12 protein-coding genes, 1 other RNA gene and 1 pseudogene are annotated in these 15,005 nt (G+C 61.7%); all 14 read left to right on the top strand.

Annotation, left to right across the window (positions count from 1 at the left end):
* Positions 1–79 precede the first annotated feature (79 nt).
* Positions 80–1,435, top strand: coding sequence for an RNA polymerase factor sigma-54 (rpoN, locus tag K6T64_RS10800; protein ID WP_288010126.1), 1,356 nt, complete (start codon positions 80–82; stop codon positions 1,433–1,435).
* Between the two features lie 174 nt (positions 1,436–1,609).
* The gene (locus K6T64_RS10795; RefSeq protein ID WP_232070034.1) at positions 1,610–2,722 is read left to right on the top strand and encodes a sugar-binding transcriptional regulator; all 1,113 of its coding nucleotides are present in this window, start codon (positions 1,610–1,612) and stop codon (positions 2,720–2,722) included.
* Positions 2,723–2,784: 62 nt separating this feature from the next.
* On the top strand, positions 2,785–3,822 hold the full coding sequence (gene gap / locus K6T64_RS10790) for a type I glyceraldehyde-3-phosphate dehydrogenase (protein WP_407928378.1): 1,038 nt from the start codon (positions 2,785–2,787) through the stop codon (positions 3,820–3,822).
* Positions 3,823–4,027: 205 nt separating this feature from the next.
* A complete protein-coding gene (locus K6T64_RS10785; protein WP_170084890.1) occupies positions 4,028–5,227 on the top strand; it encodes a phosphoglycerate kinase in 1,200 nt (399 codons plus the stop codon).
* Positions 5,224–6,030, top strand: a complete 807-nt coding sequence (gene tpiA, locus K6T64_RS10780; protein ID WP_288010125.1) for a triose-phosphate isomerase — start codon at positions 5,224–5,226, stop codon at positions 6,028–6,030. Before K6T64_RS10785 ends, tpiA begins: the two co-directional genes overlap by 4 nt.
* Complete coding sequence (gpmI, locus tag K6T64_RS10775) at positions 6,027–7,562, top strand: 2,3-bisphosphoglycerate-independent phosphoglycerate mutase (protein WP_100666824.1); 1,536 nt, start codon at positions 6,027–6,029, stop codon at positions 7,560–7,562. Before tpiA ends, gpmI begins: the two co-directional genes overlap by 4 nt.
* Positions 7,559–8,845, top strand: coding sequence for a phosphopyruvate hydratase (gene eno, locus K6T64_RS10770; RefSeq protein ID WP_100666825.1), 1,287 nt, complete (start codon positions 7,559–7,561; stop codon positions 8,843–8,845). The genes gpmI and eno overlap by 4 nt, the downstream gene beginning before the upstream one ends.
* Positions 8,846–8,974: 129 nt before the next feature.
* The gene (secG, locus tag K6T64_RS10765) at positions 8,975–9,217 is read left to right on the top strand and encodes a preprotein translocase subunit SecG (protein ID WP_100666826.1); all 243 of its coding nucleotides are present in this window, start codon (positions 8,975–8,977) and stop codon (positions 9,215–9,217) included.
* A gap of 80 nt (positions 9,218–9,297) precedes the next feature.
* Positions 9,298–10,071, top strand: coding sequence for an alpha/beta hydrolase (locus tag K6T64_RS10760; RefSeq protein WP_288010124.1), 774 nt, complete (start codon positions 9,298–9,300; stop codon positions 10,069–10,071).
* A 106-nt stretch (positions 10,072–10,177) separates the two neighbouring features.
* Entirely contained in the window at positions 10,178–12,568 is a 2,391-nt protein-coding gene (rnr, locus tag K6T64_RS10755; RefSeq protein ID WP_288010123.1) for a ribonuclease R, read from the top strand.
* Positions 12,569–12,739: 171 nt separating this feature from the next.
* Positions 12,740–13,198: an SsrA-binding protein SmpB gene (gene smpB, locus K6T64_RS10750; RefSeq protein ID WP_100669121.1), complete on the top strand. Its 459-nt coding sequence runs from the start codon at positions 12,740–12,742 to the stop codon at positions 13,196–13,198.
* A 211-nt stretch (positions 13,199–13,409) separates the two neighbouring features.
* Positions 13,410–13,759, top strand: a transfer-messenger RNA (tmRNA) gene (gene ssrA / locus K6T64_RS10745).
* Positions 13,760–13,900: 141 nt separating this feature from the next.
* Positions 13,901–14,623: an IS607 family transposase gene (locus K6T64_RS10740; RefSeq protein ID WP_288010122.1), complete on the top strand. Its 723-nt coding sequence runs from the start codon at positions 13,901–13,903 to the stop codon at positions 14,621–14,623.
* Positions 14,598–15,005, top strand: a pseudogene (locus K6T64_RS10735) (zinc ribbon domain-containing protein); the annotation flags it as partial. The gene K6T64_RS10740 and the pseudogene K6T64_RS10735, both read left to right, overlap by 26 nt.

The raw sequence follows: 15,005 nt of genomic DNA, 5'->3' as shown, positions 1-15,005 counted from the left end.
CAGGAATGTTGCGCTATATCGCGAAATAGTTAAACTGTAAAGAAGGATTGAAGCGGGGATGAACAGGAGGTGAGGACGGATGCAGATGGGGTTCGGACTGTGGCAGCAACAAACGCAAAAGTTGATCCTTACTCAAGAGTTGCGCCAAGCGATCGCAATTCTGCAATTGTCTTCCTTTGAGTTATCGCAATACTTACAACAAGAGATGGCCGAGAATCCGGTGATGGAATGGGAAGAGGCGGCCGGGGCTGAGGGATGGGGGGAATTTGACGCTTGGTTGCGGGAATCCGGTCCAGACCCGGGGCTGCTTCGCTCGATGCGCGAGTCGTATCGGGAGCCCCCGGCGGATGTGGCGGCCAGATCCGAGAATCTCGAAGACCATTTGATGGTTCAGTTGTCCGATCTCCGACTGAGCCCCTTAGAAAAACGGGTGCTGCGCTACGTCATTGGGAATATCGACGAACGCGGCTATGTGTCCATGTCCAGCGCCGAGATGGCCGCACACCTCGGGGTGGAGGAAGCGTTGGTCGAGCGGTGCCGCCGTCGGTTGCACGGCCTGGAGCCCCTGGGGATCGGGGCGCTGGACCTGCGGGAATGTCTCAACATTCAGGCCCGGGAACGTTATCCCGACGAGCCTGGTCTGAAGGATCTGATCGATCATCATCTTCAGGATGTGGCCGAGGGGCGTCAGTCGAGAATCGCCCAAGCTTTGCAGATCGACCTCCAAGAAGTACAGCGTCTGTCCGACCTATTGAAAACTTTGGACCCGAAACCCGGGAGGATGTTTTTTGGGGATCAGGTCCGGTTTGTGATTCCTGATGTGACCATTGAGCGGGTGGGCGGGGACTACGTGGTGATGGTACACGATCGGCTCACGCCGCATTTGCATATTAATCCCATCTATCGCCGGATCGCCTCGACCCAAGGGGCGGACCGGGAGGCGAAATCCTATCTGTCGAAAAAAATCCAATCGGCCATGTGGTTGATCCGCAGTTTGGAGCAGCGAAGACAGACGATTCTGCGGGTGACCGAAGCCATTGTGGAACTGCAGAGGGACTTTTTCGACCGGGGATTGGAGTACTTGCGCCCGATGACCCTGCGCCAGGTGGCGGAGCGGGTCGGGGTGCACGAATCCACCGTCAGCCGGGCCACCACGGGCAAATACGCCCAGACGCCCCGGGGAGTATTGGAGTTAAAATATTTCTTTAGCTCAGGGGTTCAGACCCGAGGCGGAGAAGGGGCATCGGCGGAGAGCATCAAGGCGAAGATTCGCAAATGGATCCAGGAGGAGGATCGGTCAGACCCTCTGAGCGACCAGCGCCTGGCCGACCTTTTGCAGCAAGAGGGCATTCGGATCTCCCGCCGAACCGTGGCTAAATACCGCGAGGAACTCCGCATTGCCTCGTCAGCCCAGCGCCGGCGCCATGGTTCCTGAGGCCCCCAAAGGCCGGCGAGGACCATTCCCCTCTTGCCGGCCGAAAGGGTCCTGCGTATACTGGAGTAAAAGGAGGTTCCGCACGCAGCGGTGCCGCCTCTTATTTAGCCCCGATCGGGACAAAAAAAGTACATGCGGGACATATTATGTCCCGAAAGAAGGTGGGAGAGGCGAGTGGATCCGTGGAACGTGGAACGGCGGGATGAAGCCATGAAAAGTCTGCTGACCCTGCAGCAGAGGTTGGTGCCCGATGTGATCGAGACGATGAAAGGCCGGTTTCGCATCCTGCGGCAGATGTACGACATGCAGCCGGTGGGCCGCCGGACCTTGGCCCAGGTGATGGACACCACCGAGCGCATTTTGCGGGGCGAGGTGGACTTTTTGAAGGACCAGGGCCTTGTGGCCGTGGACAGCAGTGGGATGCGTCTAACGCCTTTGGGGGAGTCCCTGCTGGATGCCCTGGGGGAAGTGATGGGGATTCTAGATGGGCGGGCGGATCTGGAGCGGGAATTGCGCCGGGTGCTGGGGTTGCGAGCCGTGCGGGTCGTCTCCGGTGACGTGGATGAAAATCCCGAAGTCAAGGGCGATCTCGGGTTTACCGCCGCCCGGTTTTTGCGGGAGGTTCTCCGTCGGGGGGACGTGGTGGCGGTGACCGGGGGGACGACGGTGGCCGCGGTGGCGGCTCGGATGCCGCCGGTTCACCCGGGGAATATTTTGGTGGTCCCGGCCCGGGGCGGGGTGGGAGAGCGGGTGGAATACCAGGCCAACACCATTGCGGCCGATCTCGCCGAGCGACTCCGAGCGGAGTACCTCCTGTTTCATGTCCCCGACCGGCTCAGCGAAGAGGCGTACCGATCCTTGGCCGGCGAGCCTCAGATCGCAGAAAAACTGCACCTCATTCGACAAGCGAGCATTGTCGTTCACGGGATCGGCCAGGCTATAGCCATGGCCCGGAGAAGGCGCTTGCCGCCGGAAGAAATCGCCGTGCTGGAAGAGCGGGGCGCCGTAGGGGAAGCTTTTGGATACTATTTTGACCAAGATGGGCGAATCGTGTATCAACAACATACCCTGGGCCTGGGCCTGGGGGATATTTCCGGTATGCGGGCGGTGATTGCCGTAGCGGGCGGTCGCGGCAAGGCGGGAGCTATTGCCGCGGTGGCCAAGGCAGTGGCGCCCCACATGTTGGTGACGGACGAAGGCGCGGCCCGGGAGATCCTGGCCCGGTACAAGGGTTGCGGAGACCAGGGCGAGGGCGCCAAAACCGCCGAAATTCATGAGATTTCCTGAGCGACCGGCCGCCCGGGCGGTCCGGTGGCGAAGTGGCATTGAAAAAGTGGAGGGATCTGGGCATGAGGATGGCGATCAACGGGTTTGGGCGAATCGGGCGCAATGTGTTTCGGGCGGCTTACCGCCGAGGAGATGTGGAAATCGCGGCGGTGAACGACCTGACCGACGCCGAAACTTTGGCAATGCTATTAAAATACGACTCGGTGCACGGGATTTTTGATGCGGAGGTCCGGGCGGAAGGGGACGCCCTGGTGGTGAACGGCAAGCGGATAAAGGTATGTGCCGAAGCCGATCCTACCCGCCTGCCCTGGGGGGAGTTGGACATCGACGTGGTGGTGGAGTCCACAGGGAGGTTCCGCAGCCGGGAGCAGGCAAAGGCCCATTTGCAAGCCGGGGCGAAGAAAGTGATCATCACGGCGCCGGCCAAGAATGAGGATCTGACGGTGGTGATGGGGGTCAATGAGGGGGCTTACGATCCCGAGCGGCATTTTATTATCTCGAATGCCTCCTGCACCACCAACTGTCTGGCCCCCTTGGCGAAAGTTCTTCACGAGCAGTTCGGGATTGAACGGGGCTTAATGACCACCGTTCATTCTTATACCAACGACCAGCGAATCTTGGATTTTCCCCATAAAGATCTGCGCCGGGCCCGGGCGGCGGGGCTGTCCATTATTCCCACCACCACCGGGGCGGCCAAGGCGGTTGCCCTGGTCCTGCCAGAGCTGAAGGGAAAACTGAACGGGTTTGCCATGCGGGTACCCACGCCGAACGTTTCCGTGGTGGACCTGGTGGTGGATGTGCGGCGCTCCACCACGGTGGATGAGGTGAACGCCGTTTTGCGCGAAGCGGCAGAAGGGCCGCTCAACGGCATTCTGGGCTATACCGATCAACCACTGGTCTCGAGAGATTTCAATGGGGACCCCCGGTCTTCCGTGGTGGACGGCCTGTCCACGATGGTGATGGAGGGCACGATGATCAAGGCGGTAGCCTGGTATGACAACGAATGGGGATATTCGAACCGGGTGGTGGATTTGGCGGGGTACATGGCCCGCCAGGGATTCCCGTCCCGGGAAAAAGCGCTGGCGGCCCTCGGGGTGTAAACATCCCGGATGCTGGCGGTTAAAAGCCGGGAAGGGAGTTCCGTTTGATTGCATTCCCGGGACGCAAACTGACCCGATGGGATGATGTGGGTCCAGTTCCGTCCCGCTGCAAAATCTGTTAGGATTAGAATGGTTGGATGAGGAGGAGGCGGCCCTTCTCCTCTTTGCATGTGCGGGAGAGCCTGTGAACGGAGGGAGATGGGGGATGGACAAAGCAACGATTCGGGATGTGGAGGTTCAGGGAAAGCGCGTTTTTGTGCGGGTGGATTTTAACGTGCCCATCGAGGACGGCCGGGTGGTGGACGATGGCCGAATCCGCGCGGCTCTGCCCACGATTGAGTATCTCATTCGGGGCGGAGCCCGGTTGATCCTGGCGTCCCACCTGGGCCGCCCGAAAGGCCGGGTGGATGAGCGGTATCGGCTGGACCCGGTGGCCCGGCGCCTTCAGGAGCTTCTCGGCCGGCCCGTACATAAAGTGGATGCTGTGGTGGGACCGGAAGTGGAACAGGCGGTGGCGGGAATGGGTCCCGGAGATGTGCTGTTGTTGGAAAATGTTCGCTTTGAGCCCGGGGAGGAGAAAAATGATCCTGCCCTGGCCCGGGCTTGGGCGGGTTTGGCCGACCTGTACGTGAACGACGCCTTCGGGGCGGCTCACCGAGCCCATGCTTCTACGGCGGGGTTGGCGCAGTTTTTGCCGGCGGTGGCCGGGCTTTTGATGGAGCGGGAGTTGACCGTGCTCTCCCGGGCCCTCAGCCACCCGGAACACCCTTTTGCGGCGGTACTCGGTGGGGCTAAGGTGAGCGACAAGATCGGCGTGGTGGCCCGTCTTCTGGAAAAAGTGGACCGGCTCCTCATCGGGGGCGGGATGGCCAACACGTTTCTCGCCGCCCGGGGCTATCGCATGGGGAGTTCCTCCGTGGAGGAAGACCGCCTGGAGACCGCCCGGGAGACCTTGCGGACGGCGGAGGGCCGGGGGACAGCCCTTCTTTTGCCCGTGGATCTGGTGATCGCCGATCGCTTTTCCGCCGATGCCCAGCGCCGGACGGTGCGGGTGGAAGAGGGGGTTCCGGAGGGCTGGATGGCCCTGGACATCGGCCCGGAGACGGTGGAGCGTTGCCGGGCGATGCTGGCGGATGCCCACACGGTGATCTGGAACGGGCCGATGGGGGTATTCGAGATGGAACCTTTTGCGGCCGGGACTTTGGCGGTGGCCCAGGCCATGGCCGGGGTGAAGGGCACCACCATCGTCGGCGGGGGAGATTCCGCCGCGGCAGTGACCAAAATGGGACTGGCAGACCGCATGACCCACGTGTCCACCGGGGGCGGAGCGTCGCTGGAATTTCTCGAAGGGCGCGTGCTGCCCGGGGTTGCGGCCCTTCTGGACCGGGAGGCGGTGCGGGGATGAACGCGGCCCGGAAACCGCTTTTGGCGGCGAACTGGAAGATGAACAAAACGCCCGAGGAGGCCCTGGCCTTTTGGCGCGAGTTTTCGGGGCGGCTATCCGGGGAAACCGGGCGGGTGGAGGTGGTGATTTGTCCGCCTTACCCCGCTCTGCCCGCCCTGCAGGGGGCGGACCTCCGGGCCCGGGGGGTGTATTTGGGGGCTCAGAACGTTCACTGGGAGTCCCGGGGGGCGTTCACCGGAGAGGTGTCGCCCGGAATGCTCCGGGCCGTGGGGTGTTCCCACGTGATCGTGGGCCATTCAGAACGACGGGCCTATTTTGGCGAGTCGGACGAGGCGGTGAAGCGAAAGCTCCGGGCGGCGCTCGAAGAAGGGATGACGCCGATTCTCTGTGTCGGTGAGACGTTGGAACAGCGCACGGCGGGGCGGGCCGAAGAGGTGGTGGCCGCCCAACTCACCGCCGCTTTAGAAGGACTTGACACCGGCCGGGCGGCCCGGGTGGTGGTGGCTTACGAGCCGGTGTGGGCGATCGGGACCGGGCGGTCCGCCGAGGCCCGGGATGCCGGGGAAATGGCGGTGGCGGTGAGGCGCCGGCTGCGGGAGTTGGCGGGTCCGGCGGCGGAGAAGATCCGGATTCTGTACGGGGGTAGCGTGGCCCCGGATAATTTTGCACAGTTTTTGGCGGAGGCCGAGGTGGACGGCGGGCTCGTGGGCACGGCGAGTTTGCGTCCAGAATCGTTTTTCGCCTTGGTGGCTTCGGCGGCGAACGCCGCCACTGCCCAGGCGGGGGAAGGAGAGGCACAATGAATCGTCCACGTCCCGTGGCGTTGATTATTCTGGATGGTTTTGGACTTCGGGAGGAGCGGGAAGGCAATGCGGTGGCCCAGGCCCGGAAACCGAATTTTGATCGTTATTGGAAGGAATATCCGCACACCCAGCTTCAGGCCAGCGGGGAGGCGGTGGGGCTGCCCGCCGGCCAGATGGGCAACTCCGAAGTGGGGCATCTCAATCTGGGCGCGGGCCGGGTGGTGTATCAGGATCTCACCCGGGTGTCCAAAGCGATCCGGGACGGGGATTTTTTCCGCAATCCCGCACTGCTCGGGGCGATGCGCCACGTGAAGGAATTGGGCAGCCGGCTTCACCTGGCGGGGCTGCTCTCCGACGGGGGGGTGCACAGCCATATTGAGCATTTGTTCGCGCTTTTGGAGATGGCCCGACGGGAGGGCGTGGACCGGGTGTATGTCCACGCGTTTCTGGACGGCAGGGATGTCCTGCCCGAGTCGGCCCGGATGTATGTGCGGCAGTTGATCGAACGGATGCGGGAGCTCGGGGTGGGGCAGATTGCCACCTTGTCGGGGCGCTATTACGCCATGGATCGGGACCGACGATGGGAGCGAACCGCCAAGGCCTACCGGGCGATGGTGTATGGGGAGGGGGAAACGTACACCGATCCGCTCGAAGCCCTGGAGGCGAGCTTTCGCCGGGGGGTGACGGATGAGTTCGTGGTCCCGATGGTGATGGTGGATGAAGCCGGGCGGCCGGTGGGCTCCGTGGAAGACGGTGATGCGGTGATTGTGTTTAATTTTCGTCCGGACCGCGTGGTCCAGATTTCCCGGGCCTTTACAGAGAAGGATTTTCAGGAGTTCGATCGGGGGCCGAAGCCGCCGGTGGTGGACTACGTCTGCATGACCCAGTACAGCGAGGCCATTCGCGCTGAAGTGGCTTTTGGGCCGGAGTCTTTGACCAATACTCTGGGGGAGATTCTGGAACGACATGGAATGCGCCAGTTGCGCATCGCCGAGACGGAAAAATACCGCCATGTGACCTCGTTTTTCAGCGGCGGACGGGAGGAGCCCTTTGAGGGGGAAGATCGGGTGCTGATTCCTTCCCCCAAGGTGGCGACCTACGATCAGAAGCCGGAGATGAGCGCTTATGAGGTGGCGGATGAGGCGGTGGAGCGGATTCGCTCCGGGGTCTTGGACGTGGTGGTGTTGAATTTTGCCAATCCGGATATGGTGGGTCACACCGGTGATCTCCAGGCGGCGATCCGGGCGGTGGAAGCGGTGGATGAATGCCTGGGCCGGGTGGTGGAGGCGGTGCTCGCCCAAGGCGGGGTGGCCCTGATTACGGCGGACCACGGAAACGCCGATGTGATGGTCGACCCGGAGACGGGGGGCCCGTGCACCACCCATACCACCAATCCGGTGCCTTTCATCGTGACGAAACCGGGGGTTCACCTCCGGGAGGGCGGCGTCCTCGCCGACATTGCGCCGACGATACTCGATTTGTTAGGATTGGAGAAGCCAAAGGACATGACGGGGCGGGGGTTGGTGCTGTGAACACGACGATTTATGAAATCACGGCCCGGGAAGTGCTGGATTCCCGGGGCAATCCGACTGTGGAAGTGGAAGTTGAGCTCGAAGGCGGGGCGACGGGGCGGGCCATAGTTCCTTCCGGAGCTTCCACCGGCGCCCACGAGGCGGTGGAATTGCGGGACGGCGGGGAGCGCTACGGCGGAAAAGGGGTCCGGAAAGCTGTGGGCCACGTCAACGAGACCATCGGGCCGGAGTTGATCGGGCAGGACGCCCTGGATCAGGTGGGGATCGACCGGCTGATGATCGACCTCGACGGAACGCCCAACAAAGGCCGGCTGGGGGCGAACGCCATCCTCGGGGTGTCCATGGCGGTGGCCCATGCCGCATCCCAAGCCGTGGGGCTTCCCCTCTACGTGTACCTGGGGGGATTCGCGGCCCGGACTTTGCCCGTGCCGATGATGAACATCCTCAACGGGGGCAAACACGCTGACAACAATGTGGACATCCAGGAATTCATGATCCTGCCGGTGGGGGCACCGACTTTTAGGGAAGCCCTTCGGATGGGGGCCGAGGTGTTTCATGCCCTGAAAAAAGTGCTCTCGGAGAAGGGACTGGCCACGGCGGTGGGCGACGAAGGCGGGTTTGCGCCGAGTCTCGGATCGAACGAAGAGGCGCTCCAGGTCATCGTGCGGGCCGTGGAGAAAGCGGGATACCGGCCGGGCGAGGACGTGATGCTGGCCGTGGACGTGGCGTCGAGCGAGTTGTACAAAGATGGCCGTTACGTCTTTGCCGGCGAAGGGGTCACCCGCACGGCAGAGGAGATGATCGCCCTGTACGAACGATTGATCGCCAAATATCCCATTGTATCGGTGGAAGACGGGTTGGCGGAGGACGATTGGGAAGGTTGGGAGGCGCTGACCGCCCGGTTGGGAAAGAAAGTCCAGTTGGTGGGCGATGACCTTTTTGTCACCAATACGTCTCGGCTGCGGACGGGGATCGATCGGGGGGTGGCCAACTCGATCCTAGTAAAAGTCAACCAGATCGGCACTTTGACCGAGACCTTCGAGGCCATTGAAATGGCGAAACGGTCGGGCTACACGGCGGTGATCTCCCACCGGTCCGGGGAGACGGAGGATGTGACCATCGCCGACATCGCCGTGGCGGCCCAAACCGGGCAGATCAAGACCGGGGCACCTTCCCGAACTGATCGGGTGGCCAAATATAATCAGCTGCTTCGGATTGAAGATGCGTTGACGTATACCGGGCGGTACGCCGGCCGGGATGCCTTCTATAACCTGCGTCGATAGTGGTTGTGCTCCTGGGCTCGTTCATGATACGATGGATGTGGAATGATTGGGATGCCCGGGACGTCTCGAAGGCGGGATGAAGGCCGGGGGTGACCTGGCAGGAAAGGATGAAAGGCGGGGGCGTGGCCCATGTGGCTGGCGATTTTGAAGATCTTACTGGTGATTGTGAGCTTGGCCCTCATCGGGGTGGTTCTCATGCAATCCGGCCGGAGCGCTGGGTTGTCCGGAGCGATCGCCGGGGGCGCCGAGCAGCTGGTCGGGCGCAAAGCCAGGGGTATCGACGCTGTGTTGATGAAAGCGACGACGATATTGGGCACTGTATTTTTTATTGTGGCGCTCGTCGTTGCGTGGTTGATTGCCCGGGGATCTTGAAAGGGAAGAGTTTCATAGGGGATGGGAAGAGAGCAGCCGTCCGCTCCGCGGGCGGCTTTGTCTTCGAGAGGAGGGCCGGGGTGAAGGAAGACCAGGAATTCACGGAGGCGTCGCCCGAGCCGTTTTTCTTCCCCGGGGGTTCAGTGGGGATTCTGCTGGTGCACGGGTTTACCGGTTCGCCTTCGGAAATGAGACCGATGGGTCAGTGGCTTGCTCAGCAGGGGTACACCGTGGCGGGGCCGCTGTTGGCGGGGCACGGCACGTCTCCCTTGGATATGGAACGAACAGGCTGGAGGGATTGGGTGGCCTCCGCCCGGGATGCAGCGAGAAAGTTGCGGGAACGGAGTTCCCGGATCGTGGCGGCGGGCCTGTCTATGGGGGGTGCTTTGTCTTTGTATCTCGGGTCCGGGGTGGCGGGGGTTCCGGTGGATGCGGTGATCTCCATGTGTGCTCCTATCTATTTACAGGATCGGCGGGCGCACTTGGCCCGTTTTGTCGCGCCCATTCACCGGTTTCACCGGGACGGAAGCGCCGGGTATCCTCCGGAGATTCGACGGTATCTCGCCGGTTATGACATCACGCCCACCCGATGTGTCGGGGAACTGATGACCCTGATCCGGCGGACCAAGCGATTGCTGCCCGGGGTGCGAGTCCCCACCTTGGTGCTTCAGGCCCGGTGGGATCGAACGGTGCGCCCGAAGTCCGCCCGGTATATTTATGCCCGGGTTGGCACGTCCGACAAAGCGTTGCGTTGGTACGAGCAGTCCGGCCATATTCTGACTGTCGACCGGGACCGGGAAGCGGTGTGGCGGGATGTGCTCGATTGGCTGAGGGGACACGATTTGGCGCCATGATGACAAGGGAATGGGTTACAACTTGCAGCTAGCGCACATACTAGAACAACGAGTCGAGATCCGGGTGAGGCGTGGCGGGTCTGTCCCCCTCGGAGGGGATGAGAGGGTGAATATGGAAGAACAGATTTTATCGCTGATGAGAGAATTATCATATAAGCCCATGGCGGCAGCGGAACTGCAGAGGGCTTTGCACATACAAGAAGGTGAACAGGAGGCGTTTCTTGCGCTTTTGCAGCGCATGGAGGAGAACGGGCAGGTAGTCCGCACCCGAACCCATCGGTACGGCGTGCCTGAGCGGATGAACCTTCTCGTCGGGCGGCTGCAGATGAAACAGCGGGGGTACGGTTTTGTGATCCCCGATCGACCGGGGATTCCGGACCTTTACGTGAGTTCCGGGGATCTCGGGGGCGCGATGCACGGCGACCGCGTGGTGGCCCGGATTCACCAGCGGCACGGGGAACGGGCGGAGGGGGAGGTTATCCGGATCCTGGAGCGCGCCCTGCACACAGTGGTGGGAACGTTCCAATCGATGCGCTACTACGCCTTTGTTCGGCCGGACGATCGGCGAATTCCCGTGGACGTGTTTATTGCTCCGGACGATTTTGGCGGGGCGAATGACGGGGACAAAGTGGTGGTGGAGATCACCGTCTATCCCGAAAGGGCCACCAGTTGCCAAGGGCGGGTCATAGAGGTGTTGGGGCGGCCGGGCGACCCCGGCGTGGACGTGCTGGCCGTGGTGCGCAAATATGAACTCCCCGAGGAATTTCCCGAGGATGTGCTGGCGGAGGCCGAAAGGGTGCCGGAAACGGTTCAGGGCGAGGATCTTGTGGGGCGGCGGGATCTCCGGGATCGCGCCATGGTGACCATCGACGGGGAGGACGCGAAGGATCTGGATGATGCTGTCTCCCTGGAACGGCTGCCAAACGGCAATTGGCTGCTCGGGGTGCATATCGCCGATGTCAGTTACTACGTCAAGGAAGGGTCGGCGTTGGACGAGGAGGCCTTCCGTCGGGGTTGCAGCGTATACCTGGTGGACCGGGTGATCCCTATGTTGCCGCCTCGGTTGTCAAACGGGATTTGCTCCTTGAATCCTCAGGTGGACCGGTTGGCCATGACCTGCGATATGGAGTGGACACCGGACCTGCGGCGGGTGCATCACGAGATCTACCCGAGCGTCATCCGGACCCGGGAGCGGATGACCTACACGGCGGTGCGCCGCATCCTCGAGGAGGATCCGGAGCTGGCGGCGAGATATGAGCCGCTGGTTCCGATGTTTCGGCACATGCGGGATTTGGCGATGGCGCTGAGAAAGCGGCGATTGGCCCGGGGGGCTGTGGATTTTCATTTTGACGAGACGAAGGTGATTCTGGACGAGTCCGGGAAGCCCGTGGACATCGTCCGGAAGCCCCAGACTGTCGCCGAGCAGATCATTGAAGAATTTATGCTGGCGGCGAACGAAACGGTGGCCGAACATTTTCAGCGGCTGGAGGTTCCCTTTTTGTACCGGGTGCACGAAGATCCGGACCCGGAGAAAATCGAGGGTTTTAAGGAGTTTATTTGGAACCTGGGGTATGTCCTGCGGACGAAGGGGGGGCGGGCGGAACCCCGGGCTCTGCAGGAGATCCTGGAGCAGGTGCGGGGCAAACCCGAGGAGCGGGTGGTGAACACGATTCTGCTGCGCTCCATGCGCCAAGCCCGCTATTCCCACGAGGGTCTGGGCCATTTTGGACTGGCGGCAGAGTTTTACACCCATTTTACATCGCCGATCCGCCGTTATCCGGACTTGGTGATCCACCGGGTGATCCGGGAGTGGCTGCGGGAGGGCGGCCTGCCCCCGACGAAAGAGGCCCATTGGCGGGCGGAGATGCCGCGGATCGCCGATCAGTCGTCGGAGCGGGAGCGGGTGGCCGTCGATGCGGAGCGGGAGAGCCAGGATCTGAAAAAAGTGGAGTTCATGCTCGACAAGGTCGGAGAGACCTTTGAAGGGATCGTCAGCGGGGTCACCTCCTTCGGGCTGTTCGTCGAACTCGAAAACTCGGTGGAGGGACTCGTTCACATCAGCTATCTGACCGATGATTATTATCGGTTTGATGACCGGCAGTTCGCCCTGATAGGCGAGCGCACCGGGCGGAACTTTCGGATCGGGGATCGGGTGAAGGTCCTCGTGGCCGGGGCGGACAAAGAGGAGCGCACCATCGATTTCCGGTTGGTGGAAGAATCGGGAGAAGGGCAGGCAGAAGATGCGGAGGCCGGGGCTGCGGTGTTCCGGCCGGCAGCGGGCAGCGGCGGACGCAGCTGGAGGAAGAAGAAAGTGGAGGGAGCGGCTTCCGCGGCGGTCGGTAGAGCGGGGGCACGAAAATCGGCAGGCTCCGGTCGGAGCCGAGCCCGGGATCTGGTTCTCGTAGGCGAGGCGGTCACCCCGGGCAAAAAGAAGAAGAAAGACGGCGGGGCAAAAAAAGCGAAGGCGAAGGGAAAAAAGGGGCGGCGTCGCGGCTGAGGCGGGACCGAGCCCGGGAATGGGCCGGTGTGTAACGACGGGGTTGCCCCGGGCGGATGCGGCGCCGGGCGGTTCCGGTCCCGGTGGTGGCATATCGGCCGGTCCCCCTTGGCAGGGCCCTTGGATGCGGTTATCATAATGGCGATACCCGGACGGGATGAGGTGGGGAAAATGGCCGGGGAAAAAGTGGTGGCACAGAACCGCAAAGCGTACCATGATTTTTTTATAGAAGACACCTTCGAGGCCGGGATTGTGCTCACCGGCACGGAGATCAAGGCGATCCGCCAGGGCCGGGCCAACCTGAAGGACAGCTACGCCCGGGTGGAGAATGGGGAAATATTTTTGCACAACATGCACATCAGCCCGTATGAGCAGGGGAACCGGTTTAACCACGACCCCCGGCGAACCCGGAAACTGCTTCTACACAAAAGCGAGATTTTGCGGCTCCACGGCCAGAGCCGGGAGCGGGGCTATTCGCTTATCCCGCTCCGGCTGTACCTGAAACACGGCCTGTGCAAGGTGGAGATCGGCCTGGCCAAAGGGAAAAAATTGTACGACAAGCGTCAGGACATGGCCAAACGGGACGCGGCCCGGGAGATTGAGCGGGCCTTTCGGGAGCGGCAGAAGTGAAGGGGATTAGAAAAATGTTTGATGTCCACGCCCCTTTTCTTTATGCTCCAGCCGTGATAAAATAAAATACTGCTCCAGCCTTGTGCCGCCATGTGGTTGGCCTTTGACGGGCCGGTGGCATCGGGCAACTGCGAATCTCAAGGATCTCGGGCACACCGCCCGGCGGGTGAAGGGCGCGGGAGCAGTGAGTGGAGTAATCCCAACCCAACATGGGGGCGTATTGGTTTCGACGGGGACTGTTCGAGCATCGGTGGCGGGTCGTGGGGCTGCGACCACGTACCAACGCGGGCGTACAAGAAACGCGAACAAAGAAGAACTCGCTCTGGCTGCTTAATGCCGGACGTTCACCGAGCGGGCGCCCGCACCGCTTGGATGGGCGCCAACCTCGCGGGCTGGTCGAAGGGCCTTTGCCTGTGGGCCTTCGATGAGATAATAGCAGGCTAGCCCGAAAGAGAGCGTGTCGTTTCGCGCTCTGACGGCGAACCTCAGTAAAACGACTACACCCGTAGAAGCCGGTGTAGCGAGGTTCTCGGACAGGGGTTCGACTCCCCTCGCCTCCAAGAAAGTGCGAAGTTGTTCGCGCTTTGTTGGAGACGCGGGGAGTTTTGTTTGCAGTTCCTCCTGATTTTCCGCGACTCGGCTTAAATGCGCGGAGGTTAAAAATATATATACATTAACGATACTTCATGATAATATATAATCATGAAGGACACACAGTATCTACCGATTGGCAAAGTGGCGAAGATGCTGGGACTGAGCGTGCAGACGATCCGTCGCTGGGACAAGGCCGGGAAGATTCATTCCATTCGTTCGCCGGGGAACCACAGGCTGTTCGACATCGAGGAGGTGAAGCGGCTTTTGGGAAAACTGGCCGGGGACCGGACGGCGATCTACGCCCGGGTATCTTCGGCCAAGCAAAAGGCGGACGGCAATCTCCAGCGGCAACGGGAACGGCTGGAGCGGTACGCGGAAGAACGCGGGTACGATGTGGTCCGGGTATTTTCCGAACAGGCGTCGGGCATCAATGAGAACTGGAAACAACTGTCAGATCTGATCAAACTCGCCGAAGACGGGGCAATCGACCGGGTGCTGATTGAATACCCGGACAGGTTGGCCCGGTTCGGCTATCGGTATCTGGAGAGGTTTTTCGAGAGTCACGGGGTGACGGTCGAGTCCACCCACAAGACCGAGCCGAAGACATCCCAGCAGGAGCTGGTGGAGGATCTGTTGACGATCATCACCTTGTTTTCCGCCCGGATGTACGGCAAGCGGTCCCAGGAATTCCGTGACAAGGTCCAAAAAGTCATGAACGAGATGGGAGGTGAGGGCACTGGCCGCGGTCATCAAGACGATCCGGATCGGGATTCACAGGGAGGTCCATCGGTGCAAGACGGAGGCGTTGGAGAGGACCAAGGACATCTATAATGCCGTGATTGTGTTTTACATGGACTTTTTCGCCGCACATCTGAACGTGTTGGACGAGCCGGTCCAGGTTCGGAAGAAGGACGGGTCTATCAAAGAACGAACGCGCACCAACCAAGAACTGTTGACCTTCGCGGAGTTTCACACCCTGGCGACCAAAGCCCACCCGAACCCGGGGTGGCCGCTCGACGAACACGTTCCGGCGGCTCAGGGGATGCCGACGGAGTTGCGGCGGGCGGCGATCAACCAGGCTATCGGCAAGGTGCGGTCTTGGTGGAGCCACCTGAAAACTTGGGAGGAAACGGCACCGGACCGGCGCGGGCGGGAACCACTGCTCGGCGCGCCGAACGAACCGGTGACGTTTTATGCGGGGATGGTCGAGCAC

It is taken from the genome of Kyrpidia sp. (assembly GCF_023512215.1).
Taxonomy (GTDB): Bacteria; Bacillota; Bacilli; order Kyrpidiales; family Kyrpidiaceae; genus Kyrpidia; species Kyrpidia spormannii.
The sequence above is the reverse complement of the archived record's forward strand: the minus strand, read 5'-3'. Positions and strand labels throughout refer to the sequence as shown.

What these genes read in the sequence shown, in the direction of transcription:
- rpoN (WP_288010126.1), top strand. Translation starts at nt 80, where the DNA reads ATGCAGATGGGGTTCGGACTGTGGCAGCAACAAACGCAAAAGTTGATC.
- gap (WP_407928378.1), top strand. Translation starts at nt 2,785, where the DNA reads ATGAGGATGGCGATCAACGGGTTTGGGCGAATCGGGCGCAATGTGTTT.
- K6T64_RS10785 (WP_170084890.1), top strand. Translation starts at nt 4,028, where the DNA reads ATGGACAAAGCAACGATTCGGGATGTGGAGGTTCAGGGAAAGCGCGTT.
- tpiA (WP_288010125.1), top strand. Translation starts at nt 5,224, where the DNA reads ATGAACGCGGCCCGGAAACCGCTTTTGGCGGCGAACTGGAAGATGAAC.
- gpmI (WP_100666824.1), top strand. Translation starts at nt 6,027, where the DNA reads ATGAATCGTCCACGTCCCGTGGCGTTGATTATTCTGGATGGTTTTGGA.
- secG (WP_100666826.1), top strand. Translation starts at nt 8,975, where the DNA reads ATGTGGCTGGCGATTTTGAAGATCTTACTGGTGATTGTGAGCTTGGCC.
- smpB (WP_100669121.1), top strand. Translation starts at nt 12,740, where the DNA reads ATGGCCGGGGAAAAAGTGGTGGCACAGAACCGCAAAGCGTACCATGAT.
- K6T64_RS10740 (WP_288010122.1), top strand. Translation starts at nt 13,901, where the DNA reads ATGAAGGACACACAGTATCTACCGATTGGCAAAGTGGCGAAGATGCTG.